The sequence below is a fragment of the Kitasatospora sp. NPDC127035 genome, from assembly GCF_042726075.1.
In the GTDB taxonomy this organism is placed as follows: Bacteria; Actinomycetota; Actinomycetes; order Streptomycetales; family Streptomycetaceae; genus Kitasatospora.
In genome coordinates this window covers 14,677-38,627 of record NZ_JBHXDN010000031.1, presented here as the reverse complement: position 1 = coordinate 38,627, position 23,951 = coordinate 14,677, and the positions used below count along the sequence as shown (strand labels likewise).

Genomic DNA, 23,951 nt, shown 5'->3' with positions numbered 1-23,951 from the left:
GTGGCGGCACCCACCGACCCCAGTAGAATCCGCGCACGATTCGACCACCGACTCGGGAAAGCGACCGAACGATGCCCCTGGCCCCTCACCGCCTCGTCTGGATGAACCTGCGGCTGGAGGCCCCCGCCGAGGAAGGCCCGCGGCTGACCCGCGCCGTCGCCGACGCGCTCGCCCCCCTCGGCCGCGTCACCGTCACCTCGCGCGGACCCCACTGGCGCACCCCTTCCCTGCTCCTCCTCGACGTGGAACTCACCCCCTCCGCCTCCACCACGCACTGCCTCCTCGCCCTGGGACTGCGCCCGGACGAGCACGGCGACTGGCCCCGCTGGGAACGTACGGCGCGCGGGGACGTCTTCCTCCACCCTGCGGTCCGCGGCGCGGAGGTCGGTGAGGAGGAGGCCGCCACCGCGCCCCCCTTCGCCAACGGCGACGTCGTGACCATCCTCGACGGCCCCACCGCCCGAGAGCAGGCGCTGGTAGGCGCCCGGGGCGTCGTCCACAACTCCTTCTACGCCACCGACCAGCCCGACCCGCTGCTGCGCCACTGGTACCACCAGGTGATGCCGGACGGGCGCGAGCAGCTCGAACCCTTCCGGAGCGCCGAACTGCGCGCCACCGGCCACCGGGTGGCCGTCGACGAGGAACCCGCCGCGGAGCACGTCGCCACCGCGGGCAGCGTCTGAGTACCGCCCGCCCCGCGAGGTGCCCCCACACCCCTGACCGCCACGGCCCTGACCGGCTCGCGCGGACGGCCGTCCGCGCGAGCCCCCGCCGGCAGCGCGCCACCGCGGGCCGGTCCCACGACGGCCGGGCGGATCCCGTAGGGTCGGCCAATGGCGAAGTACTTCGACGTTCACCCGCAGACCCCCCAGGCCCGCACCATCAACACCGTGGCCGACAGCCTCCGCTCCGGAGCCCTCATCGCGTACCCGACCGACTCCTGTTTCGCCCTCGGCTGCCGCATGGGCAACCACGAGGGCCTCGACCGGATCCGGTCGATCAGGCGCCTCGACGACCGCCACCACTTCACCCTGATGTGCGAGAACTTCGCCCAGCTGGGGCAGTTCGTCCACATCGACAACGACGTCTTCCGCGCCATCAAGGCCGCGACACCGGGCAGCTACACCTTCATCCTCCCCGCCACCAAGGAGGTCCCGCGCCGTCTGATGCACCCGAAGAAGAAGACCGTCGGCGTCCGGATCCCCGACCACACCGTCACGCGGGCCCTGCTCGCCACGCTCGGCGAGCCCCTCGTGTCCAGCACCCTGCTCCTGCCCGGCGAGGACGAGCCGATGACCCAGGGGTGGGAGATCAAGGAACGGCTCGACCACGTGCTGGACGCCGTCGTCGATTCCGGCGACTGCGGCACGACCCCGACCACGGTCGTCGACTTCTCCGACGGCGGAGCGGAGATCGTCCGCCGCGGAGCCGGCGACCCCGCACGCTTCGAGTAGCCGCACGAGGACGCATCCGCCGGTGGCCGCCACCGACCCGCACCCGGTTCGGGCGGCGTCGCCGGACGGGGCGTCGGACGGGGCGCCGGACGGGGCGCCGGGCCTTGCGCACGCTCGTGGCGAGAAGGGGCCGAGGGCAGTGTCGGTGGCGCGTCTCTCCGCCTTCACCCGGAAGGTCCAACAGGACTCGGGGTCCTGTCCGTGATCGTCCTAGGGTGGGCCGGGTACGCCGCCGTTCCGCCGCCGGGTGCGCCCGGTGCGGGCCGCGGATCGGGGTTCCCGGCTCGGCTTTGGATCGGAGCGACGCATGACCTCCTCACTGCCCTTCGGTGACAGGACGGATTTCGAGAACGCGGAGCGCGGACTGATCGCTTCGCTGGTGCCCGCCGTGGTGAAGGCCGAGGACGGGCGGGTGATCTGGGACAACGACGCCTACGACTTCCTGCGGGGCGAATGCCCGCCCACCGCGAACCCGAGCCTGTGGCGCCAGGCGCAGCTGTGTGCGAAGCAGGGCCTGTTCGAGGTGACCGAGGGCATCTACCAGGTGCGGGGTCTGGACCTGTCGAACATGACGCTGGTGGAGGGCGAGCGCGGGGTGATCGTGATCGACCCGCTGATCTCCACGCAGACCGCTGCGGCGGCGCTCGCGCTGTACCGCGAGCACCGGGGTCGGCGGCCGGTGACGGGCCTGGTCTACACGCACTCGCACGGCGACCACTTCGGCGGTTCGCGCGGTGTGCTGCCGGCCGGTACGGAGGAGGGGGTGCCGGTGATCGCCCCGGTGGGCTTCCTCGAACACGCGGTGAGCGAGAACGTCTACGCGGGCAACGCCATGACCCGGCGGGCGATGTTCATGTACGGGGACCGGCTGCCCAAGGGCCCCGAGGGACAGATCAGTGCCGGGCTGGGCATGACCACCTCGACCGGCACGATCACGCTGATCCCGCCGACGCTCGACATCACCCACACCGGGCAGGAGGAGACGGTCGACGGGGTGCGGATCGTCTTCCAGCTGACCCCCGGCACCGAGGCCCCGGCCGAGATGAACTTCCTGTTCCCCGACAGGCGGGCCCTGTGCCTGGCGGAGAACGCCACGCACAACATGCACAACATCCTGACCCTGCGCGGCGCAGTGGTCCGGGACGCCCGGATCTGGGCGCGCTACCTGGACGAGGCGATCGACTTCTTCGACGGACGGTACGACGTGGCGTTCGCCTCGCACCACTGGCCCACCTGGGGTCACGGCAACGTCGTGACGTTCCTGTCGGCGCAGCGCGACCTGTACGCCTACCTGCACGACCAGACCTTGCGGCTGCTGAACGACGGGCTGACCGGGCCGGAGATCGCCGAGCAGTTGGAGCTGCCGCCGGCGCTGGAGACCTCCTGGCACGCGCGGGGCTACTACGGCTCGCTCTCGCACAACGTCAAGGCCGTCTACCAGCGGTACCTGGGCTGGTTCGACGGCAACCCGGCGCACCTGTGGGAGCACCCGCCGGTGGAGCAGGCCCGCCGGTACGTGGACGCGCTCGGCGGGCGGGAGCAGGCACTGGCGAAGGCCCGGGCCTTCACCCAGGACGGGGACCTGCGTTTCGCCGCCACCCTCCTCAACCACCTGGTCTTCGCCGACGCCTCCGACACCGCGGCCAAGGACGCGCTCGCCGGCGTCTACGACCGGCTCGGTCACGGCGCGGAGAACGGCCCCTGGCGCAACTTCTTCCTCACCGCGGCCCTGGAACTGCGCCAGGGACCGGGCACCATCCTGCTGGACTCCACCAACCCCGAGATGGCGATGGCCCTGACCGTCGACATGCTCCTCGACTCGATCGCGGTCCGCGTCGACGGCCCCCGGGCCTGGCAGGAGAACCTGACGATCGACCTGGCCCTCGTCGACGAGCGCCGGCGCCACCGTCTGACCCTCAGCAACGGCGCCCTGACCCACCGCACCGTTCCCCCGAGCGGCGCGGCCAGGACAGCCGCCGACCTCACCCTGACCCTGACCAAGCCCCAGCTGCTGGGCCTGCTGGCCGGCGGCGGTTCGGAGAAGATCGACCACGAGGGCGACCTCGGCGCCCTCGATCGGCTCTTCTCCCTGGTCACACCGGTCGACAAGTCCTTCCCGGTCGTCACTCCCTGACCGTCCGACACCGCGACCACGGCCCCGCATGCCACCGAAGCCGCGCATGACCCGAACCGCACCCTCCAGGCTCCGCCGCCCCCACCTGGGCAGGCCGCGGCCCGCCGACGTCTCCGCCGGTCTGGTCACCGGCCTGTTCAGCATCCCCGAAGGCATGGCGTACGCGGCGATCGCCGGGTTCAACCCGGTCGCCGGACTCTTCTCCGGTGTCGTACCCGCCGTCGTCGGCTCGATCACCGCCCGCACCGTACTGATGGTCACCACCCTCACCAGCGCCATCTCACTCACGGCGCAGAGCGTCCTGGCCGACGCCGGCCTCGATGCCGGCAGCGGCGGGAACATCGCGATGCTCGCCATGATGACCGGCCTCGTCATGCTGCTCATGGGCGTCCTGCGGCTCGGAGTGGTGCTCTCGTTCGTCTCCAACGCGGTGATGACCGGCTTCTCCGTCGGCATCGCCGTGCAGATCATCACCGGTGTCCTGAAGGACGCCACCGGATACAAGCCGCAGGGCCACAACAAGCTCGTGCAGCTGGGCGACTGGGTGGTGCACGTCGGTTCCTGGGAGCTCGCTGCCACCCTGACCGCGACCGCCACCGTCGGCGTCTGGGCCCTGGCCCACGCCGTGGAGCGGCTGAGAACGGTCGCGCTGCTGATCGCCATGGTGGTCGTCAGCAGCGCGGTCGCCGCGCTGGGCACCGGTGTGGAGCTGGTCGAGGGCATCGCCGACATCCCCTCGGCCCTGCCCCACTTCACCGCCCCCGACTGGTCGGCGTTCCCGCACCTGCTCGGCGGCGCCGTCTCCATCGCCCTGGTCGCCCTCGCGCAAGCGGCCGGTATCGCCCCGACCGTCCCCAACCCGGACGGCTCCCGTTCCTCCGTCAACGGCGACTTCGCCGCCCAGGGTGCGGCCAACGTCGCCGGGGCCCTGTTCCAGTCCCTGCCGGTCGGCGGCTCCCTGTCGCGCACCGGTGTCGCCGTCTCCGCCGGCGCCCGCACCCGCTGGACCGGGATCTTCTCCGGCCTGTGGCTCGCCGCGATCGTCCTCACCCTCGCGCCCCTGGCCGAGCGCATCCCGATGCCCGTCATCGGCGGCCTGATCATCGTCGTCGGCGCCGAACTCATCGCCGGCAAGATCCCCGACATCCGCCTCGTCCTGAAGACCTCTCCCCTGTCGACCGCCGCGATGGCCCTCACCTTCCTCGCCACCACCGAGCTCCCGCTCCAGCAGGCCGTCATTCTGGGCGCCGTCGTCTCCCTCCTGCTCTACTGCGCCCAGGCCGCCCGCCAGTCCCGGCTCCTCGCCCTCGAACCCGCGGGCGACGGCCGTTGGAGGACCGCGCCCCCGCCCGACCGGCTGACCCCCGGGCAGGTCACCGTCCTCGACTACAACGGCGTCAGCCTCTTCGCCGAACTCCCCCGCATGGACCGGAGCTGGCCCGCGCCCGCCGAGGGCGCCGTCCTCGTCCTCGTCGTCCGCACCCTCCCCGACGTACCGTCGTCCGCCATGATCAAGCTCCTGCGCCGCAAGGCGGACGAACTCCACCACGCGGGCGGACACCTGATCCTCGCCGGCGTCCAGCCCCCGCTCGCCAGGATCGTCGCCGACACCGGTCTGGCCGAGCACCTCGGGCCCGGCGCCGTCGTCCCCGCCACCGGCACTCTCTTCGGCCCGCTCGAAACCGCCCTCCGCGACGCCGACGCCTGGATCGCCGCCCACCGCAACGCCCCGGCGCCGCCTTCGCCCTGACGCGGGCGCGTACTCGTCCGGAGCAGCACCGCCGGCCACGGCCGAGTCCCGGACCGGTCTGCACCTCCAGGTGCCCGGGCTCGGCGGGCCGGCACCTCGTGTCGGTCCGCACACGTCCCGTCCTTCGCGGGTTGAATCGCCCCATTCATCGATCTGCGGTGCCGTGCGGCACCACACGAACGAGGGGAGACCGCCCATGGCACCCGTACCGAGCGGCACCTACGGCATCGACAAGCCCAACGAGCAGTTGCTCAGCCTGCCGGGAGTCAAGGAGCACGTGCTGCTCCTCCCGCCCCACGGAGGCAAGGTGGAGGCGCAGTCGTGGGAGGTGGAGGAACTCGACAACGGCAACGTCCTGCTCCGCAACCAGCGGCATCGCTCCTACGCGGGCTACTACGGCGATCCGGAGGAGAACTCCGAGGTGGTCGGCTCGTCCGAGCCCCGGGAGTGGGAGCTCCGCCCGGCCGGAGATCCGGACGCCTCCCGGTTCCACGTGGTCGTCCCCGGCGGTCCGGTCGGAGGGACCGAGCTGGCGCTCGATCTCAGCGTGCTGGACATCGCTCCGCAGCGGATCGCCCTGCGACCGCTGGACGTCCGCGACGAGCAGCAGGCCTGGGGCTTCCTGATCCACCTTCCCGGATAGGGTCCGGCCGTCCGCGGTCGCGCGTCCGGCGGCGTCCGGCGGACGGCGCTCATCGGTTCGGGGGCCGCCGCCGCACGGTGATGTGGCGGCAGCCCCCGTTACGCGGCGTCTACTCCGGTTGCGTCACCGTCGCGGCCCACCGGATCGTGTCACCGGACGCGTCGACGCCCACGTAGAAAGATCCCAGCACGACCCCCGGAGCCATGGTCGCCGACCCCACCCCGGCGGTTCCGACCGGGCAGTCCACGGTGAGCGAGGCCGTCTGCGCCCCCTGCGACTCCATCGTCACCTGCACGCTGCCGCCGCCCTCGCAGGCCACCGTGAGGACGGTCGGCAGGGTGCTCCACGCTCCGCCCGACACGAAACCGCCGTCCCCCACCTGGTCCGGCACCCACACCAGACCGTCCGGCCCGGGGTGCGGGAGCAGCACGTCATCGGCAGCGGCCGCAGGGCCCGCACCCGTCACCGCACACGCCGCCAGTATCGCCAGAACCGTGAGAACCCTCGCACGCCTCACAACCGCCCCCTTCGCATCCGTCATGACGTCCCCAGTGTGAGGCCGCACGAGCGGCGGGCGCCTGAGTATCCGTACTCAGCCGAGGCCGAAGCAGGAGCCGACGGGCGCCCGCGCGCGAACCGCCCGTCCACCCGCTCGCCGCCGACGCGCCCGCGGTTCCGGAGGTGCGTCCGGGCCGAGCCTGGCGCGATCAGGCCGGTCGGCTGTCCGCCTCCGAGGCTTCCGGTTCCGCGGGAGCCGTCCCGCCCGGTTCGACGAACAGGGCCAGGTATCGGAACTCCCCCGCCGCCCCGGGCCGGATCGAGTACGGCTGCCAGCGCAGGGGGTACGTTCCGCGCAGGACGCGGGTGTTGGGCGGGTAGTCACCCCCGCCCCACAGCAGTTCCCCGGTCAGCTCGCCGCCCTCGTGCAACCGGAACGCGTGGTCGCGCGGCAGCTTCGCCGACGGCTTCGGCTCCCGCCACAAGGCCGACGTGTTGGTGACCATCAGCGCCAGACCGTTCTGGTCCGGCCGGTCGCAGAACCGTTCCAGCCGTGCGACGTCGAACACGAAGTCGCGCCTGGCCAGATCAGGGGCACCGTGCGCCTTCAGGGCGTACTGCTCGCCCGAAGGCCCGGCACCCACCGCTCCGCTCCAGGCGCTCTTGACGTACTTGAACTCCACCGCGGTCCGACCCTCCGCGGTGGCACAGAGCAGGTCGAGGTGCTCGACACCGTCCGAGGTGGTCTGGCGCACCTCCAGGCGGCACTGCACCTCGCGGTCGAGCTCCCAGAGCGTCCGGGCGAACGCGTGCTGCAGGTCGGCCTCCGAGTGGAACACCGGCCGTGTCCGGGCCAGCTCCGCCATCACCGCCGGCCGTGGCAACCGGCCGGCGACAAGATCATCCATGCCCAAGGTCATCCCTCCTCGTCCAAGGACCCTATCGGGATGCGGACTTGGTGCGCCGGCCGGTCGTCGGCATTCGGCGGGCCGGTGATCCTGAGCCCTTCCAGGAGCACGCTGACGTCGCCGTGCCGGCTTCGGGAGCGGGCGAGGACGACCCGGCGACGGCCACGGCTGGCGAGCCAGACGGCAGCGGGGCCCGCCGGACATCGGCCGGAGCCGATGTCCGGGAGGAGCCGCCCCCGTTACCGCCCGGTGGCGGGCCCGGCCGTGGACCGGGCGGTCAGGGTGACGGGCAGACCGGCCTCGATGCGGCGCAGGAGGCGCCCGCCGTGGACGCCGGGAGCGTCGAAGCAGCGCAGGTCGTCGGGGTCGTCGTCGGCGCCGGTGCGCAGGACCTCGGGAACGAGCACCGTTTCGGGAGCGACCGTCGGTCGGCCGGGAGCGGGAGCGAGGTAGTCGGGTGCGAGGACGGGCCCGTGCAGGGCGCCGCCGATGAGGTCCGGGGCGAACTCGGAGGACAGGACGGTGGCGTGGGCGTGGAGGTCGCCGTGGATCATCACCAGTTTGTCGGTCATGTTGCCGACGAACGCCTCGACGTGGACGCTCCCTCGGACGAGCAGTTTGGCGTCGCCCTCCAAGTAGACGGCGGTGGCCCTGAGGTCACCGAGGACGATCAGGGCGGGGCAGCCGTCGTCGAGGTTGAGGATCGCGCCGGCGACGTCGAGGTTCCCGTCGACGATGTAGCCGGTGCCGTCCGGCTCGACGGCATCGAGGTCGAGGTGGCCGTCGATGGCGAGGTCACCCGCGTGGACGTCGTAGTCCTCCTCGTACAGGTTCTCGTAGGTGCTGACGGGCAGGCTCCGCTGCTCGAAGAGAGCGACGGCGCCGTCCCAACTGTGCGGCGTGGCGACGATGTTCATGGGCAGAACTGTGCCACGCGCCACTGTCAGGCGAGCGGACTACCGGGCCCCCGCCCTCGGCTCGCCCGGACGGCCACTGACCGGGTCCACGGTGAACACCGTGGTCTCCTTCTCCGCGAACACGGCGATCTCGTCCGCCCCGGACCACTTGGCACTCTTGAAGAAGCCCCGTCCGCCGGCCTCCTCCCACACGCCCAGATCCCAGTGGCGGGCTGACCACCCGCTGCCGGTCAGCAGCTCCACGCGGTAGACCGGGTCGATCGAGAAGGCGATGTCGGTCGCGGTCAGCACGTGGTCCGGGTGGTTCGGATCGGCCTTCCGGTCGACTGCCCGACCGGACGGGCCACCCCTTCCCTCCTCGCCGCCGGGGCCGGGGCCGGGGAAACGCTACTGCCATGACCGCACAGGACCGCCGGGTCAATTCGGTCGAGACGGCTTCAGCAGTCCGAGTAGCCTCGCCCTGTGGTGGATCAGGAGCAGTACGTCCGGTATCGGGAAGACTCGAAGGTGCTGGCAGTGATCGGGGAGCATGTCGACGCCCAGGTCGGCCGTGTCACCGTGCGACTGCCCAGGGCTGTGGCCGAGGCCGCGGTGGATGCCTGGGAGCGTGACGAGTTGGGTGACCTCGGCGAGGAGACCCACGAGCAGTACGCGCTGCGGGACCAGGCCGGCGATCTGGCACTGATCGGCCTGGTGATCTCGGAGCGCGGCCGCTGGGAGGGTGAGGAGGTCGTGATCGACCTGGATGTCGCCTCCGCGGGGGCAGCAGCGCGGGCGTCGCAGTAGTCACGCCGCACCGGCCCTCGTTCCGGATGCCCGGTGTGCCTGACGGGCTGCGCCCCTTGCGGGACTCGGACACCGCCGATGACGGGCGGGCACCGCCGGACGGCATGCGGGGGCGTGGACGGGGATACGCTCGGCCTTCCGTTCTCTACACGGTGTGCTCGCGAATGACTTCGCCGAGCTGCCGAGGAAGGGCGGGAGAGAACAGTGTGTGTCCCATACCGGGAATCGGCCGGAATCGGGAGTGAGGGACTTCCTCGGCGAGGGCACGGCCATGTCGTGAAGACGGGTGACGGCCCGCTGCCTGACGAGACGCTACGGCCGGGGCGGTGAAGGCTCCGGCCGCACCACTCCGGCGACCGGCATCCGTTGCAGAGCGGTGAGCCGGACCACCGTGCCGGGCCGGGGCGCGTGGACCACCAACCCGTCACCCACATACAGGCCGACGTGGGTCGCCTCCTCGAAATAGACCACCAGGTCACCCGGGCGCAGCGGAGCGCCACTCGGAACGCGCGGGAGCTGCGCCCACTGCTCCTGACTGGTCCGGGGCACGGTGACACCGGCCGCCTCCCACGCCTTCGAGGTCAGGCCGGAGCAGTCGAACTCCGTCGGCCCGGTCGCGCCCCAGACATAGGGGCTGCCCATGCGGCTCAGCGCGTAGGCCACGGCACGTTGGGCGACCGGGTCGGTCCGGCCGTCGGCCGGCGCCGAGTTCCGGTACGTCCCCGGCTGCCAGACCCCGTCCCCGAACCGGCCCGCGAGATCCGCGCGCATCCTCTCCTGCCGCTGCACCAGACCGGCCTGGTCCGCCTCGACCCGGTGGACCTCCTCGGCGCCCGCCGACTCGGCAGCACGAGCGAGATCCGCCTGCTGCGCCCGGGCCCGGCGCACCTCCTCGGCATCGTGGTAGCGGTCGGCGAGGGCGTCGTCGCTGAGCCGCTCGCCCCGCCATCGTTCAAGGCTCTGTTCGGGTGTGGAGCTGAGGAAGGCGGCCAGCTGGACCATCCCGTGGTTCAGGTACTGGGCCTGGGCCAACCCGCTGAGCAGATCTCCCAGCACCTCCTGCCGGACCCGCCCGGCGTCCGCGGACGCCACGGCGGCGGCGGCGTCCTGACGGAGGCGTACGGCCGTGTCCCGCACAGCCGTCAGTCGGGCCTCGCCCTCCACGATCGCCAACGCGGTGTCCGTCCACTCCCGGACGGCCTCCGCCGTCGGGGCCGGGCCGGGTTCGGCCACCGCGGCCGGCTCTCCGTCCGGTCCGAGCGGCCCGGTCGGCGGCGCGAGCCCCTCGTCCGGCGGCGCGGTGCCGGCGGACGGCGACGGCACGGGCGACGGCACGGGGACGGGAACGGGCAGCGGTTGGGCTCGCGCCGTGCCCGCACCGAGGACGGCCGACGAGCAGAGAACGGCTGCGGCGATCAGGCCCACCGAGCCACGACGGCACGTCCCGAGGAATGAGGAGGTCACCAGTCCCAAGGAGTCAGAGCACGGACGGCCCCGGACCGAGTGACACCCGCTTGTCACTTCATCGGGCGATATCAGCTGGGCCGGATGGCACGGCCACCGTGATCGTGGCCCGGAAGCAACCGCACCTTCTCGACGGCTGCGGGCACCGACACAGCACAGCGGCCCGCCGGCGGATGGCCGGCGGGCCGCTTCGTACAGTGCTGTGGTGCTGTGGTGCTGCGGTCGGACGGTGGTGCAGGTGTTACTGGAGACCGCTGTGGATCGCGTTCACCAGCTCGCCGTTGGCGGTGTCACCGCTGAACTCCCAGAAGAAGGCGCCGCGCAGGTTCTGGGCCTTGGTCCACGCCATCTTCGAGGCGATGGTCGCCGGGGTGTCGTAGCTCCACCAGTTGGTGCCGCAGTGGGCGTAGGCGGTGCCGGCCACCGTGCCGGTGACGGGGCAGGTGTTCTTGAGGACCTTGTAGTCCTCGATGCCGGTCTCGTACGTACCGGCCGCCGCACCGGTGGCGGTGCCACCCGGGGCGGACTGGGTCACGCCGGCCCAGCCACGGCCGTAGAAGCCGATGCCGAGCAGCAGCTTGTCGGCCGGCACGCCGATCGACTTGTACTTGGCGATGGCCTCGGCCGAGGTGAAGCCGGCCTTCGGGATGCCGTTGTACGTGGTGAGCGGGGAGTGCGGGGCCGTCGGGCCCTTCGCCGCCCAGGCACCGAAGAAGTCGTACGTCATGACGTTGATCCAGTCGAGGTACGGCGCACCGGCGGCGTAGTCGGCCTTGTCGATGTTGCCGCCCGGGGAGGCGTCGGCGGAGACGGCCACGGTGACCAGGTCACGGCCGAACTCGGTGCGCATCGCCTGGGTCATCTTCTTGAACGAGTCGGCGCCGCTGGTGTCGCAGGTCAGACCGCAGGCGTTCGGGTACTCCCAGTCGAGGTCGATGCCGTCGAAGACGTCGGCCCAGCGGGGGTCCTCGACCAGGTCGTGGCAGGACTTGGCGAACGCGGCCGGGTTCTGCACCGCCTGGCCGAAGCCGCCGGACCAGGTCCAGCCGCCGAAGGACCAGATCACCTTGATGTGCGGGTAGAGGCGCTTGAGCTCGCGCAGCTGGTTGAAGTTGCCGCGCAGCGGCTGGTCCCAGGTGTCCGCCACGCCGTCGACCGACAGGTCGGCGGTGTAGGCGCGCTCGTAGTCGGCGTAGGCGTCGCCGATGGTGCACTTGCCGTTCTGGACGTTGCCGAAGGCGTAGTTGATGTGGGTGATCTTCGCGGCGGAGCCGGAGGTCACCAGGTTCTTCACGTGGTAGTTGCGGCCGTAGACGCCCCAGTTGGTGAAGTACCCGAGCTTGACCTTGTCGCCGACGACGACGTCGCCGCCGGTGGTGCGCACGCTGCCGGGGGCGCTGGCGGGGCCGGTCAGGTCCGCGGTGTCGCGGGCGACGACGGTGTAGTCGTAGCTGGTGCCCGCGGTGAGGTTGCTGTCGCTGTAGCTGAGGCCGGTCACCGTGGCGACCTTGGTGCCGTTGCGCAGGACGTCGTAGTTCTTGATGCCGGTGTCGTCGGTGGCGGCGGTCCAGGACACCTTCAGCGAGGTGTCGGTGACGTCGGAGCCGACCGGGGTGCCGGGCGCGGAGGGCGCCTTGTTGCCGCCGGGCAGGTCGGTGCCGTCACAGGAGGCGCCGTTGAGCTTGCAGCCGCTGGGCACGCCCGGGCCGGCGCCGTTGAAGCCGAAGGTCACGGAGGCACCGGGGGTGAGGGTGCCGTTCCAGCCCTTGTCCTTGGCGGTCCAGTGCGTGCCGGAGCTGGTGACCGTGGCGTCCCAGGCCGAGGCGACGCTCGTGCCGGTCGGGAAGTCCCACTCGATGGTCCAGGACGTGAGCGTGGTCGTGCCGGTGTTCTTGACCGTCCACTTACCGTCGAACCCCGAGCCCCAGTCGGAGCCCTTGGCGAAGGTGGCGGTGGCGGCGGTGGCGGCCTGGGCGGGGGTGGACAGGCCTACGACGGCGACCAGCGGAAGGGCGAGCGCGGTCAGACCGGCTGCAGCGACTCTCAACTTCTTTTTCGACATGGCGAAGCGAGTACTCAAGAGAGGGGCTCCTCGACGTGGGGGCGGACAGGGGTGGGGGAGTCCGTGGTCGCACGCTGCGCGACGTCCTTCGCAGGGTGCTCCGGCGAGACTAGAAAGGTCCAGACCAAGCCGTCAAGAGGTCCAGACCATTTTTCCTTTACCTGACCTTTGCCGACAAGGACATCCCCCTGGGCCTCCTGACGGTCCGTCCGAAGACGAAGCGGACGACAACGGACGAAATCCACCCGGCTTCGCGCCACCCCGGCGCCGGCGGGGCCGTCCGTGGACATCGCGCTCCGCCAGGATTGACATGCAAGGGCTGCGGGCAACCTTGTGGCGTCATCACCGCAAACTCCCACCAATGGAGACAAACGCCGTGTTGCGCCGAACTGCACTCACCCTCTTCACCGTGGCGAGCCTGGCCACGTCCGCCGCACTGACCGCACCGGCCGTCGCGGCACCTCCGGCCACGGCCGCCGCCTACCCCACCACCCCGGTCCACGTCGCCGACGGCGCCGGCAGCTACATCTCCGGCACCCTCACCTGGTACAACCGATCGGTGGGCTTCACCGGGACGTTGAAGTCCGTCGGCTGCCGCAGGGCGTGGTACAGCGTGTTCGACGGCTACGCCAACCCGCTCGGCCCCAGGAGCAGCAGTACGCACTGCAACACGGTGACCTCGGTGCCCGCCACACTTCCCGCCGATGTCGTCGGCGGCGGCTCGTACGTCGGGGTCTGCCTCGACGACGCGAACGGCAAACCGGTCACGTCGTGCGGCGTCTACCCCCGTCCGTGACCGCTCGCTTCCCCTGCCCTCCCCCGCAGTCGGCCGATCCACCGGCCCGCACCCGACCCGCCCCCGGGGCCCGCCCGGGAGCACACCACGTGGTCCCCGCCCCGGCGCACTGCGGCGGGGACCCTTCCTACCCACCGGAAGGTCACCGGAGCGGACCGGGCCTGACGCGGGCGAGGCGAGGACCACCACCGCGCAACGGGCGTCGGGCTACTGGAGGTTGACACGCCGTCGCCCCATCCCCTTGCGAAGCGGCCAGACCCTCATGGACCTGCCGTAATTCGTGCACGTCAGATCAGCGAGCCCGGCGAGCGAAGGTCACGTGAGTTCGGAGCATCCGGCGAACGAACTGTGCCGCCAAGTCCCTTTCTCCCGGAGGAAAATGAAGGGGTTACTGCCAGCCAGTCGAGAGGGGCCGCGGATCTCGCACCTCGGTGGACGCGGCGATGTCGGCCGAGGACGAACGCCTGGGGGCTGCTTCCGCCACAGGGGTGCTGTTCGAACCGACCGTCCCGGGTGGCGCCCGCGGTGAGGTAGAGGCCGCCGAGGCTGTGGGCGACACGCGTGTGACCGTCCGCGAGCGGTCCGAACCCGGAGCCCCGGTCCGGGGCGTCGGCGTTCGGTCTACGGACGACCGCGGCACGGTCGGCGAGGCTGCTCCCGCTCACGTCGACCGCGTCGCCGGCACCGCCCCCTCCCCGGGAGCGAGGGGTCCGATTCTCGGCCCGTCGGCCGACGGCGGCAAGGTCCGAATTGCTGATGGGGCGGATAACAGAATCGTATGGGCGGCGCACCGCACCCACCTCACGTCGACCGCAAGGATGTTGTCCAGGTGGGGCCGGTCGGGGTGAAGTGAACGTGGAAGCGCGGGCGTCCGGCCGGCCAGGTCCTGATCTCGAAGCATCGCTGTCGTAGATCGCACAGGGAGTCTGCGTCGGATGGTGCGCCCGGACGATCCGGCCGGCCGCCACCACTGCGCCGTGGTGCGGCCCGTCGAGGCCGCCGACTCCGCGTGCGTCCGCAACAGCGTCCGGAATCCGAACGAGGCGAGAGGTACACGCATGATCGATCTGTCGGCAGCGCCGATGACCTGGGTGACCGCAGGTGACAGCATCACCCAGGCGAGCACGCACACGCGAGGGGCCCGCGGATGGGTCGAGCACCTCCACGAACGCGTGCGGCGACAGCTGGACCGTCGCACGGACATCGTCGTCAACACCGGTGTGTCCGGCTGGACCTCCGCCGACGTCCTCGGCTCCTACCACCATCTGATCGGCCGGTTCGCCCCCGACATCCTCTCGATCTCCCTGGGCACCAACGACGCGCACGCCGGGGCGGTCGGGCTCGACGCCTTCCACTCCGGCATGCGCGAGATCATCACCCGCACCCCCGGTGCCCAGATCATCCTCCAGACCCCCGTCCCGACCGGCCCCGCCGCCCGGACCACCCACCCGGGCCTGCCCGCCTACTGCCAGGCCGTCCGGGACATCGCCCACGACACCGGCTCCCTCCTCGTCGACCACGAGGCGTACTGGCTGGCCCGCTTCCCCGACGGCGACCCGGGCGAGTGGCTCGACGACCCCATCCACCCCAACGCAGTCGGCCACCTGCACATGGTCAACCTCACGCTGCGCACCCTGGGGCTGGGCGAACTGATCCACCCGTGACTCCGCTCGCGCTCCGCAGACCCGCCCGGAACGACCGCGCCGTCGCCGCTCCGTTCGGGTGGCGGCAGGGTGCGGCCGCCGGGCGGGTCTGCGGAGCTGTCGGCATGATGGCGCCCCCTGCCACCGATCCCCCGGCTCGGCCCGAGAGAGATCCGGTTGGCCAAGAACACGAAACGGCAACACCCCTGGCGGCCATTTCGTATATCGCATAAGTTTCGGGCAAGGCTCCAGCTTGCTGCTTCGACGTTACGCCGCACCGCTCTGGGGCCGGTCTCTGGGCCGGATCGCCCCGGCCTCTCCCTGCCCCCGCACGTTCCGGGACGGCCGGCCCGGCCGCTGCCCGTCGCACAAGGAGACCCCCTCATGGCACCACTACTCCGCCGTAGACTCGCCGCCGCCGTCTCGCTGGCCTCCGCCGTCGCGCTCGCAGCCTCGGCCTGTTCCTCCTCCACCGGCGGGTCCTCGGAGTCCGCCGGACCGACCACCGTCAAGTTCTGGTCGATGCCGTACTGGATCGGCCAGGACGGCAAGGTCAAGGAACTGGTGGACGAGTTCAACGCCTCCCAGCGCAAGGTGAAGGTCGAACTCACCCTGCTGGAGTGGAAGGACGGCCGGGACAAGATCAAGCAGGCCGTCGCCGCCGGCAAGGGTCCCGACGTCTGGCTGATGAACAACGGCCTCGACCTCGACTACCTCAAGTCCGGTGCCCTCGCCCCGCTCGACAAGCTCGGCTACGCCCCCGCCGACACCGAGAAGTTCCTGCCGCTGGCGAAGGTCGACGAGTACGACGGCAAGATGTACGGCGTCCCGCTCTCCTTCGACGTCGGCGTCATGCTCTACCGCACCGACATCCTCCAGCAGTACGGCATCGCCGCCCCGCCGAGGACCTGGGACGAGCTGAAGTCCACCGCGGCCACCATCACCGCCAAGTCCGCCGAGGCCGGGAAGAAGGTGGCCGGCTGGCAGTTCAAGGGCATGGACGACCACCTCAACGCCATCAACTCCGTGTGGGAGAGCTTCCTCTGCCAGGCCGGCGGCACCCTCACCACCCCCGACTTCAAGACCTCCACCCAGAACACCGACGCCGGGCGCACCGCGATGGAGTACATGAAGTCCTTCTACACCGAGAAGATCTCCCCCACCGGGACCAGCGCCCTCAACGGCTTCATCAGCGGCGACGTCGCGATGTTCCCGTTCAACCAGTCCGTCATCGCCAGCATCAAGCTCGGGGGTGCCAAGACCGAGGGCAAGTGGGCCGTCGCCCCGATGCCCACCGGTCCGAAGAGCGGCTGCTCGATGGTCGGCGGCCAGAGCCTGGTCGCAGGCTCCGCGAGCAAGAACCTGAACGGCGCCGGCACCTTCATGCGCTGGCTGGCCTCGCCCGAGCGCAGCGCCCAGTACATGGAGTACTACGGGATCTTCCCGTACGACCTCGGCAAGGTGGACCCGGCCGTGAAGGCCACCGTGGACGGCAAGGTCAAGGCCGACCCCAACTGGAACGCCATCTTCGAGCAGCTCGGCCGCAACACCCCCGAGCTGCTGCTCCAGGACCGGCACGCCTTCCAGGCCCGCTGGGACGCCCAGAAGGCCAACATCGTGGCCGGCGTCAACGGCCAGGTCCCCGTGGACAAGGCACTGAAGACCATCGACGACGCGGTCGGCCAGGCCCTCGGCAAGGAATGACGGACCGTGGCAAGGGGCGAGGGAGACCTGTGACGAGGGCGACCGGGCTCCCCGCGCAGCACCCCCTCGGCGGCGCGGTCAAGGAGTAGGACCCACGTGCTCCCCGGTAGTCGCACGGATGAACCGGGGAGCACGAGCCCGGCCAGGTGCTGGAGACAGGCACCCGGTCGGGCCTGTGGCATGCGCGTGTCGGACCTGCGGAGGCTGCCCCGACCGCAACCGGCTCGCCGGTGCGGAGAGCGGACGGCAGGAGCGCGAGGGGCTCACGGGCGCCGGGGGCGGTGTCGGGGCCGGGTGGCGCTCAGGTCCGTTCAAGGACCTTCAGGGCGCGGGCGGTGTTCGGTGACACCTCGACGGCATCGATGCCACAGGCGAACAGGGTGAGGACCGCACCCGGGCCGGCGCCGGAGCGTTGCCGCTCACAAGGGCCAGGATCCTGCGGGTGCGCGAGCGAGGAACAGGTCGTCGGCCTGCACGGATAGCTCTGGGGCACGGAAGACACCGGGCCGAGGCAGAGATATCGCCCACGTTCAATCAGCTCAGAAGGCGCACTCGACCTCGTGCACGGCCTGCGAGCCTATGTGGGCGCGTACCGCGTCCGCGGCCGCGACCGGGTCGCGCCGGCGCAGCGCGTCCACGATCACGTCGTGCTCGGCGGCCACGGAGCGCCAGTCCCGGTCGCCCATCGGCGCGGTGATGCGGTAGCGGCGGATGGTGAACAGCAACTGCTCGGTGAGGTCGCGCAGGACGCGGTAGCCCGCGCTCTGGGCCAGCGTCCGGTGGAAGCGGGAGTTCAGCTCGGCCATCTTCTCCAGCGCGCCCGCGGCGAGCGCGTCGTGCATCGCCCGCTGGACGCTCTTGAGTTCGGCGAGCCGGGCGTCGTCCATCCGCTCGGCCGCGAGCTGTCCGACCAGCGCCTCGATGGCCTCGCGGGCGAGGAAGACGCCTCGCATCTCGGCGACGTCGATCGGGGTCACGGTGATGCCCGCGTGCATCCGCGAGACCAGCAGACCGTCCGACTCCAGCCGCTTCACCGCCTCGCGGACGGGGATCTTGCTGATGCCGAACCGGCGGGCCAGTTCGTCCATGTTGATCCGCTCGCCGGGTCGGAGACCTCCCTGGGCGATGGCGTTGTACAGGCTCTCGTAGACGAGGTCGGCCTTGCTCTTCACGGCGGGGATGCGCTCCGCCCAGCTGGTTCGCTCCATTCGTTCATGGTATGCGATATCCCAACGATCCGGGCCTCTCCCCTGAGGTGAATTCATCACCTCAGCCCGGGGTTTCATCCGGTTCGCCCCGGATGTGTCGTCCAGGATCTTCGTGCACCAAGTTCGATGCACCCTCCATTCGGCGGCGGATGCGGCGAACGCCTCCCGGGCAGAACCTGCGGATCACGTTGATCCGGCGGCCGGTCGCCCCGGTCCCCGGGTCCGGCCGGGAGACGTTCGTCAGCCATGCGCACCGTGGTGCGTCGGGCTCAGGTGCGGGCCGGGAATCAGGGGGTGCGGACCCAGAACTCGATCGACCGCGGCGGGACGGTGATGGTGAGGGTGGGCCCGGTGAGCACGGGGATGTCCTGGTTGTTGGTGGCCGGGCCGTAGCGGTGGCCCTGGAAGACGGCGGTCGTCTGGGTGTTGACGGTGTAGGTGAACGACTGGGTGGCGGAGCGGTTGGTGATGACGAAGACCGGCTTGCCCTCCGGGGTCTTCCACGCCATGATCCGCTGGTCGCCGAGTTCCGCGGATTCGTCGACGTGGTAGCGCACCGAGTTCCACGGCATGTACTTCACGAAGCCGGCGACGGCGTTCCAGTTCTGGGGGTTCCAGGTCCAGTGGCCGACCGGGAGGTCGGGGAAGTGGTTGGGGCTGAAGTCGGTGTCGCTCGGCGGGCGCCAGAAGCCGAGGGAGTAGCCGGGCGATTCGGCGTTGGTGGTGGGCTTGAGGGCGTGCAGCCAGAACCAGGTGGGGGAGTTCTGGAAGGTCATCCAGTTCATGATCGACTGGGCGGTGTTGATCGTTCTGTCGTCACTGGTCAAGTTGTCGAGGTACTCGAACTCGTTGTTGAAGACGGGCCTTCCGAGCGCTCCCGAGGTGTAGTCCCTCCCGAGCGGCTTCTTGCTCGGCATCTGCTCGTTGCTCGGCGAGCCGATACGGTGGAAGGACCAGGCGTCGACGTAGGACAGGGCCACGGGGTCGGCGGCGACGGCCTTGCCCCAGGCACTCTCCCAGCCGTCCCGACTGTCGGCGTGGATCATCGCTCGGGGGTAGCGGGCCTTGACCTTGGGTGCGACGGCCTTGAACGTCTTGAGGTACCCCTCGGGCGTGTACTGGCACGTGGAGTACGTGTTCTCCGCGTCCGGCTCGTTCTGCAGGCCCCACATGGAGATGGGAACACCGCGTGCCGAGAGGTAGTCGAGGTCGCCGACCATGGCGTCGCCCAACTGGTCGAGGAACGCCGGCTCGACGGACGCGAGACTGCCTCTGACGTAGGAGTTGTTGCTCTTCCAGCCGGGGGCGGGTGACCAGTACTCGGCCGCCACGCCCTCCATGCGACTGCTGTTGATCATGTCGGCGAGCAGGGCGGTCTGGCCGGGGTAGCGGTCGATGATGTGCTTGCCCGTGGGATCGAGACCGCGGTGGTAGAGCCCGAGCGCGAGCCGGCAGTAGCGGAAGCCCCGGTCGGTGCGGCCGCCCATGACCAACTGCTGGTAGAAGCGGGTCCGTTCGGCCGGCGTCAGGTCGTAGGGCACGCCGGAGACGGTGGCCGGCAGGCCGTTGTTGCCGGAGCCGATCGAGTCCGACTGGATCTCGAAGCCGAGGCCGAGGATGGTCTGCTTGCGCGCCTGGTCGAAGCGGATGGTGTAGTTGCCGGCCGTGGCGGCCGTGGCGGTGGAGAGGTTGAGCAGCGGGGTGATGGCCGCTCCGGCGCCGGCGACGGCCGCTCCGCGCAGGACGGAGCGGCGGCTGATGCCGTGAGGCTCGGGTCTGGTCATGTTCTGTCTCCGTGGGGGATGGGGGTGGGGTGGGGGCTGGAGGTGGCCTGTCGCCGTGGGCGAGGGGAAGGCCGGCTCCGGTGGGGGTGATGCCGGTGTGGACGGCGGGTACGAAGCTCCCGCGGGCGGCACTTCGGCGACGTTGGGCAACGGGCGCCGATCGGGGTCCGCACCGAAGGGGCTTCGGGGTGTGACGGTGCTCGGGCCTACTGATTCCGGAGGCCGGCTGTCGGGGAGGTCGGGCCGTGGTGGCGGCGCGAGAGCGGACCGCCGGGAGGTGCCGACGGATCAACTGCGCGGCGGCGCCGTGGGCGCGTCTCTTGTGGGACGGGCTGCGGCTGGGTCGGCCGTCCAGGTACGTGCGGGAGCAGGGAGAGGCCGGTCGTGATCCGGCTCCCAGTCCGGCCCCCGAACGGCGTGCTGTCACGTCGGCACGACATCCGGAGTCGTGCGTGAAATATATGCGATATACGAAAGGAGCGCCAGATGTGTTGCCGCCTCATTTCTCGGCGAATCCTGATGTGTTCGCGTTCGTGATCTCGAAAGGAGCCGGCCCCTGCGTCTGATCGTGTTCCGTGATCGGACGCAGGGGCCGGCTCGGACGGTGGGCGCTGTCGGCTCCGGCGGCGGCGAGCGGCCTCTCGTCCGGGCACCGGGAAGCGGAAGCCAGGTTTGCGGAGCGTCAGACGATCCGCTCGCGGGGGTCGGCGGTGGCTGTGCGGTAGCCGCCCTCCTCGCAGAGCAGGTGGCTTCGCCGGGTCATATCACCTGTAGATGGACCAGTGCCGCACTCTGGGACGCGCGACCGGGACCGGGCAGTCCGAGTGCTCCCAGCGCCGCACCGGACGCCTGCATGCCCGTCACCTCCCAGGCCACCGCCGGGTCGGCGGGCGCGACGACCGAGGCGCGGTAGCTCCGGGCCGGGTCGAGACCCGGGATGCGCAGCCGTGGTGGCACGTGCACGGTCTCGTCGAGCTGGGCGTAGGAGAAGAGCGCCTCGGACCGGTCCTGCGCGACCACGCCGTGCGACAGCAGGCCGTCGGGCAGCTCGACACGGGTCAGCCGACCGGTGTGCAGGAGTACGCGGTGGCGCTTGTAGAGGTCGATCCAGCGGGCGAGGCGGTCCAGCTCGTGGGGCGGTACCGTCCTGAGGTCCCACTGGATGCCGAACTGGCCGAACAGGGCCGTGGCCGCCCGTAGGTCCAGGGTGCTGGTCCGACCGGTCTGGTGGGAGAGCGGCGCCGTGACATGAGCGCCGAGGTACTCCAGCGGGGCGAGCTGGGCGGTCCAGTGCTGAATGGACTGGCGGGACAGCGGATCGGTGACGTCGGAGGTCCAGACGCTCTGGACCCGTTCGAGCACGTCCAGGTCGATCCTGCCGCCTCCCGAGGCGCAGCTCTCCCACGCGATTCCGGGGTGACGACGGGCCAGCTCGTCGAGGAGGTCGCGGAAGGCGAGGGTCTGCCGCCGCGCCATGGCCCGCCCGGAGCCGCGCGAGTCGCCGCCGTCGATCTGGTCGCGGTTGTGGTCCCACTTGACGAAGTCGATCGGGTGATCCGCCGCCAGGCGGTCGAAGGCGTCGAGGAGGTGTGCCCGTACCTCGTGGCGGCTGAGGTCGAGCAGGTAGCAGTCGCGTTCGAGTACCGGCAGGCGGTCGCCGGTACGCAGGATCCAGTCGGGGTGGTCGCGGAAGATCGCCGCGTTGGGATTGACGGCTTCCGGTTCCCACCAGAGGCCGAACTCCATCCCCAGCTCGTGCACCCGGTCCACCAGAGGTGTCAGTCCGTCCGGCCACGTTCCCGGGTCGGAGGCCCAGTCACCAAGGCCGTCGCTCAGGGAGGTGCGGTTCGTGAACCACCCGTCGTCCAGCACGAAGCGCTCGACGCCCAGCGCGGCCGAGATCTCGGCCAGGGCGGTCAACGTGTCGAGGTCGTGGTCGAGGTAGACGGCCTCCCACGGGTTGAACATGACGGGTGCGGGTGCGGGTGGATGGGCCGCCAGCGAGCGGACGTAGGTGTGGGTCGCGTCCGCCAGGCCGTCGAGCCCGCGCGTGGACGCGGTGACCTGCACCCAGGGCATCGCGTACGTTTCGTTCTCGGCGAGGACCAGTTCGCCCGGATGCAACAGCTCGCCCGCCCGGACGACGGCGGTGCCCGAGCTGAGTTGCTCGACGGCGTACCGGTGGTTGCCGCTCCAGGCGAGGTGGACGCCCAGGACCTCGCCGTTGCCGTAGCCGAAGCCCGGCGTGCCGACCACGACGAGACCGGTGCCGTCGAGGCCGCGCATGCCCCGGCGGTGCTCCCGGACCCAGAGCCCGTCGGCGAGGGCCCGGCGCCGAGGCTGCCGTTCGAGGGCCCAGCGCCCGGTGAAGTCGAGGATCTCGCCGGTGCCGGGCGGAACGGGGACGACCACGTCGAGCGCGTCGACCACGTACGGGCCGCTGCCGGTGTTGGTCAGCAGGTGTCGGAGCCGCAGGCCTCCTCCCGCGACGGCTTCGGCCTCGAAACGGAGTCCGAGGCCCGCCGACTTGTCGGTCGCCTCGACCACGAGCGAGCCCGGAGCGCACCGTACGGACGCCGGGCCGAACGCGGTGGACCAGTCGCTGCCGGGGCCGTCGGGACTGACGCGATGACCGAGCAGCGCGGGCCGTCCGAGGTAGCCGCGCGAGTGCTCCGGAAGGAGGCTGACGGGTGAGCCGATCAGCCAACTGTTCCAGGCCGTGGTCTCGACCGAGGCGGGCGGGGTCAGGGCCCGTACGTCCCCCTCCCCCAGCCTCGGCCCCACCCACCCGATGTCGGGCAGGCCGTCGGCCCGCGGCAGGAGGACGATCGTCGTCGTCTCGGCCCCGCCGGAACCGGAGAGTGCGACGGGGTCGGTGGGTACGGGGGCGGCAACGCGCCCGGGCTCGATCATCAGGCAGCTCCATCGGTACAGAGGGAAGGACGATGTCAGGTCTGCCCGGCGAGAAGGCGACTCTCGATGTCGTCGAGGGCCAGCCGGGCTGCGCCCAGCGCAACGGACTCGTCTCCGAGCAGGGAGACGCGAAACTTGGGCGGGTCGAAGGACGTCGCGGCGAAGTGCCGCCGGAACGGAGCGGCGAGCACCTCTCCCGTGCGGGACAGGCCGCCGCCGAGCACGACGAGGTCAGGGTCGATGGCGTGCACGAGGGTCGAGGCTCCGAGGGCGAGGGCCTCGGCGAGGACGTCGACCGTGCGCATCGCGGCGGGGTCACCTGTCGTGGCCGCCTCGAAGAGCGCTCGGACACCCTCGCCGGTGGACTCGTCGGCGGTCGAGCCGGCGAGCTTGCGACTCTCGTGGTCGAGTTCGGTCATCGCCTCGCGCCACCCGAGCATCTTCAGGGAACCGACGGACGCCGCGAGACCGTGCCGGCCGTTGTGGATGCGCCCGCCGATGACGATCGCCGACCCGATGCGGCGGCCGGCGTGGATGTAGACGAGGTCCCGTGCCTCGGCTGCCGCACCCCGCCACTGCTCGGCCACCGCCGCCAGGTGGATGTCGTTGGCCACCAGCACGTCGCGCTTGAACCGTGCCGAGACCTCGGCCACCACATCGATCCGGTCGAAGCCGGGGAGCGAGTAGACGTTGAGGTCCCGGCCCGCGGAGAGCGTGCGGATGTCCTTGACCGACGAGCCGTCGGTCACCGTTCCGGTGATGCCGCAGGCCACGGAGCGGATGCGCTCCCGTCCCATCCTGGCCTGCCGAACCGTGGCCTCCATCAGACGTGCCGCGGCGTCGATGCGCTCGGCGGCTCCCAGGGCGGGGTCGACGTCGCGCTTGCGTAGCGACACGACCTCCCCCCGAAGGTCGCAAATGATCACGGCCACCTTGTGAGCACCGATGTCGACCCCGACGACGTTGAAGTTCTCGGCGGCGACCCCGTAGTGCCGAGCGGGCCGCCCCGCGGATCGATCGACCTTCGTGGGCCCGGGCGCCTCTCGGACGAAGCCCTCTTCCAACAGGGCGTTCAGCAGTTCCTCGGCCGTGGGGCGCGAGACGCCGATAGCCGAGCGCAGGTCGCTGACCGTCAACGACTCCGCGTTGAGGAAGGCCTTCACCGCGGCCGAGAGATTGAGCCTGCGCAGCAGGCCGGCATCGCCCGAGCGGGTGGTCGAAGTCGCACGGTTTTGGGCTTGACGAGTGTCTTGACGCACGGCAACAGGCTATCTAGATTGACCCTCC

Annotated in this window: 19 protein-coding genes; 9 read left to right on the top strand and 10 right to left on the bottom strand. The window is 70.9% G+C overall.

Translation table 11 applies throughout. The features are described from left to right. Window positions 1–71 precede the first annotated feature (71 nt). The 5 genes from ACFWIC_RS21625 to ACFWIC_RS21605 all read left to right on the top strand — a co-directional run bounded on the left by ACFWIC_RS21625 (window position 72) and on the right by ACFWIC_RS21605 (window position 5,981). Window positions 72–683, top strand: a complete 612-nt coding sequence (locus tag ACFWIC_RS21625; RefSeq protein WP_380519779.1) for a hypothetical protein — start codon at window positions 72–74, stop codon at window positions 681–683. Window positions 684–833: 150 nt separating this feature from the next. Further along, entirely contained in the window at window positions 834–1,454 is a 621-nt protein-coding gene (locus tag ACFWIC_RS21620) for an L-threonylcarbamoyladenylate synthase (RefSeq protein WP_329875879.1), read from the top strand. Between the two features lie 307 nt (window positions 1,455–1,761). Further along, the gene (locus ACFWIC_RS21615) at window positions 1,762–3,588 is read left to right on the top strand and encodes an alkyl/aryl-sulfatase (protein WP_380519778.1); all 1,827 of its coding nucleotides are present in this window, start codon (window positions 1,762–1,764) and stop codon (window positions 3,586–3,588) included. Window positions 3,589–3,634: 46 nt separating this feature from the next. Then, on the top strand, window positions 3,635–5,338 hold the full coding sequence (locus ACFWIC_RS21610) for a SulP family inorganic anion transporter (RefSeq protein WP_380519777.1): 1,704 nt from the start codon (window positions 3,635–3,637) through the stop codon (window positions 5,336–5,338). Window positions 5,339–5,534: 196 nt separating this feature from the next. Next, on the top strand, window positions 5,535–5,981 hold the full coding sequence (locus tag ACFWIC_RS21605) for a hypothetical protein (protein ID WP_329875873.1): 447 nt from the start codon (window positions 5,535–5,537) through the stop codon (window positions 5,979–5,981). A gap of 109 nt (window positions 5,982–6,090) precedes the next feature. On the opposite strand, the gene ACFWIC_RS21600 is transcribed toward ACFWIC_RS21605, so the two are convergent. From ACFWIC_RS21600 to ACFWIC_RS21585, 4 genes are all read right to left on the bottom strand, one after another. Further along, on the bottom strand, window positions 6,091–6,447 hold the full coding sequence (locus tag ACFWIC_RS21600; RefSeq protein WP_380519776.1) for a hypothetical protein: 357 nt from the start codon (window positions 6,445–6,447) through the stop codon (window positions 6,091–6,093). Between the two features lie 241 nt (window positions 6,448–6,688). Next, window positions 6,689–7,387 carry a hypothetical protein gene (locus ACFWIC_RS21595; RefSeq protein ID WP_380519775.1) on the bottom strand — a complete coding sequence of 233 codons (699 nt, stop codon included), beginning with the start codon at window positions 7,385–7,387 and terminating at the stop codon, window positions 6,689–6,691. Between the two features lie 239 nt (window positions 7,388–7,626). Continuing rightward, window positions 7,627–8,304: a hypothetical protein gene (locus ACFWIC_RS21590; protein ID WP_329949924.1), complete on the bottom strand. Its 678-nt coding sequence runs from the start codon at window positions 8,302–8,304 to the stop codon at window positions 7,627–7,629. Window positions 8,305–8,343: 39 nt separating this feature from the next. Then, window positions 8,344–8,595: a hypothetical protein gene (locus ACFWIC_RS21585; RefSeq protein ID WP_380519774.1), complete on the bottom strand. Its 252-nt coding sequence runs from the start codon at window positions 8,593–8,595 to the stop codon at window positions 8,344–8,346. A 225-nt stretch (window positions 8,596–8,820) separates the two neighbouring features. Between ACFWIC_RS21585 and ACFWIC_RS21580 the strand changes: the two genes are divergently transcribed. Then, window positions 8,821–9,090 (top strand): hypothetical protein, encoded by a 270-nt coding sequence (locus ACFWIC_RS21580; RefSeq protein ID WP_380361122.1) that lies wholly within the window; start codon window positions 8,821–8,823, stop codon window positions 9,088–9,090. A gap of 312 nt (window positions 9,091–9,402) precedes the next feature. On the opposite strand, the gene ACFWIC_RS21575 is transcribed toward ACFWIC_RS21580, so the two are convergent. Then, the gene (locus ACFWIC_RS21575; RefSeq protein WP_380519773.1) at window positions 9,403–10,554 is read right to left on the bottom strand and encodes a C40 family peptidase; all 1,152 of its coding nucleotides are present in this window, start codon (window positions 10,552–10,554) and stop codon (window positions 9,403–9,405) included. 241 nt (window positions 10,555–10,795) lie between these two features. Beyond that, on the bottom strand, window positions 10,796–12,616 hold the full coding sequence (locus ACFWIC_RS21570) for a glycosyl hydrolase family 18 protein (protein WP_380361130.1): 1,821 nt from the start codon (window positions 12,614–12,616) through the stop codon (window positions 10,796–10,798). Window positions 12,617–12,977: 361 nt separating this feature from the next. Between ACFWIC_RS21570 and ACFWIC_RS21565 the strand changes: the two genes are divergently transcribed. The 3 genes from ACFWIC_RS21565 to ACFWIC_RS21555 all read left to right on the top strand — a co-directional run bounded on the left by ACFWIC_RS21565 (window position 12,978) and on the right by ACFWIC_RS21555 (window position 16,759). Then, a complete protein-coding gene (locus tag ACFWIC_RS21565) occupies window positions 12,978–13,412 on the top strand; it encodes a hypothetical protein (protein WP_329875854.1) in 435 nt (144 codons plus the stop codon). Between the two features lie 1,058 nt (window positions 13,413–14,470). Next, window positions 14,471–15,076 carry an SGNH/GDSL hydrolase family protein gene (locus ACFWIC_RS21560; RefSeq protein ID WP_380519772.1) on the top strand — a complete coding sequence of 202 codons (606 nt, stop codon included), beginning with the start codon at window positions 14,471–14,473 and terminating at the stop codon, window positions 15,074–15,076. Window positions 15,077–15,439: 363 nt separating this feature from the next. Continuing rightward, window positions 15,440–16,759 carry an ABC transporter substrate-binding protein gene (locus ACFWIC_RS21555; RefSeq protein WP_380519771.1) on the top strand — a complete coding sequence of 440 codons (1,320 nt, stop codon included), beginning with the start codon at window positions 15,440–15,442 and terminating at the stop codon, window positions 16,757–16,759. 539 nt (window positions 16,760–17,298) lie between these two features. On the opposite strand, the gene ACFWIC_RS21550 is transcribed toward ACFWIC_RS21555, so the two are convergent. The 4 genes from ACFWIC_RS21550 to ACFWIC_RS21535 all read right to left on the bottom strand — a co-directional run bounded on the left by ACFWIC_RS21550 (window position 17,299) and on the right by ACFWIC_RS21535 (window position 23,923). Beyond that, window positions 17,299–17,967 (bottom strand): GntR family transcriptional regulator, encoded by a 669-nt coding sequence (locus ACFWIC_RS21550; RefSeq protein WP_380519770.1) that lies wholly within the window; start codon window positions 17,965–17,967, stop codon window positions 17,299–17,301. Between the two features lie 287 nt (window positions 17,968–18,254). Next, window positions 18,255–19,751, bottom strand: coding sequence for a hypothetical protein (locus tag ACFWIC_RS21545; RefSeq protein ID WP_380519769.1), 1,497 nt, complete (start codon window positions 19,749–19,751; stop codon window positions 18,255–18,257). Between the two features lie 759 nt (window positions 19,752–20,510). Next, window positions 20,511–22,664, bottom strand: a complete 2,154-nt coding sequence (locus tag ACFWIC_RS21540; RefSeq protein ID WP_380519768.1) for an alpha-galactosidase — start codon at window positions 22,662–22,664, stop codon at window positions 20,511–20,513. Window positions 22,665–22,699: 35 nt separating this feature from the next. Next, complete coding sequence (locus tag ACFWIC_RS21535) at window positions 22,700–23,923, bottom strand: ROK family protein (protein WP_380519767.1); 1,224 nt, start codon at window positions 23,921–23,923, stop codon at window positions 22,700–22,702. Window positions 23,924–23,951: the final 28 nt, after the last annotated feature.

Coding starts and splice junctions, on each gene's coding strand:
- ACFWIC_RS21625 (WP_380519779.1), top strand. CDS start 72: ATGCCCCTGGCCCCTCACCGCCTCGTCTGGATGAACCTGCGGCTGGAG.
- ACFWIC_RS21565 (WP_329875854.1), top strand. CDS start 12,978: ATGGAGACAAACGCCGTGTTGCGCCGAACTGCACTCACCCTCTTCACC.
- ACFWIC_RS21610 (WP_380519777.1), top strand. CDS start 3,635: ATGACCCGAACCGCACCCTCCAGGCTCCGCCGCCCCCACCTGGGCAGG.
- ACFWIC_RS21620 (WP_329875879.1), top strand. CDS start 834: ATGGCGAAGTACTTCGACGTTCACCCGCAGACCCCCCAGGCCCGCACC.
- ACFWIC_RS21540 (WP_380519768.1), bottom strand. CDS start 22,664: ATGATCGAGCCCGGGCGCGTTGCCGCCCCCGTACCCACCGACCCCGTC.
- ACFWIC_RS21590 (WP_329949924.1), bottom strand. CDS start 8,304: ATGAACATCGTCGCCACGCCGCACAGTTGGGACGGCGCCGTCGCTCTC.
- ACFWIC_RS21560 (WP_380519772.1), top strand. CDS start 14,471: ATGATCGATCTGTCGGCAGCGCCGATGACCTGGGTGACCGCAGGTGAC.
- ACFWIC_RS21615 (WP_380519778.1), top strand. CDS start 1,762: ATGACCTCCTCACTGCCCTTCGGTGACAGGACGGATTTCGAGAACGCG.
- ACFWIC_RS21605 (WP_329875873.1), top strand. CDS start 5,535: ATGGCACCCGTACCGAGCGGCACCTACGGCATCGACAAGCCCAACGAG.
- ACFWIC_RS21595 (WP_380519775.1), bottom strand. CDS start 7,387: ATGGATGATCTTGTCGCCGGCCGGTTGCCACGGCCGGCGGTGATGGCG.
- ACFWIC_RS21545 (WP_380519769.1), bottom strand. CDS start 19,751: ATGACCAGACCCGAGCCTCACGGCATCAGCCGCCGCTCCGTCCTGCGC.
- ACFWIC_RS21550 (WP_380519770.1), bottom strand. CDS start 17,967: ATGGAGCGAACCAGCTGGGCGGAGCGCATCCCCGCCGTGAAGAGCAAG.
- ACFWIC_RS21555 (WP_380519771.1), top strand. CDS start 15,440: ATGGCACCACTACTCCGCCGTAGACTCGCCGCCGCCGTCTCGCTGGCC.
- ACFWIC_RS21570 (WP_380361130.1), bottom strand. CDS start 12,616: ATGTCGAAAAAGAAGTTGAGAGTCGCTGCAGCCGGTCTGACCGCGCTC.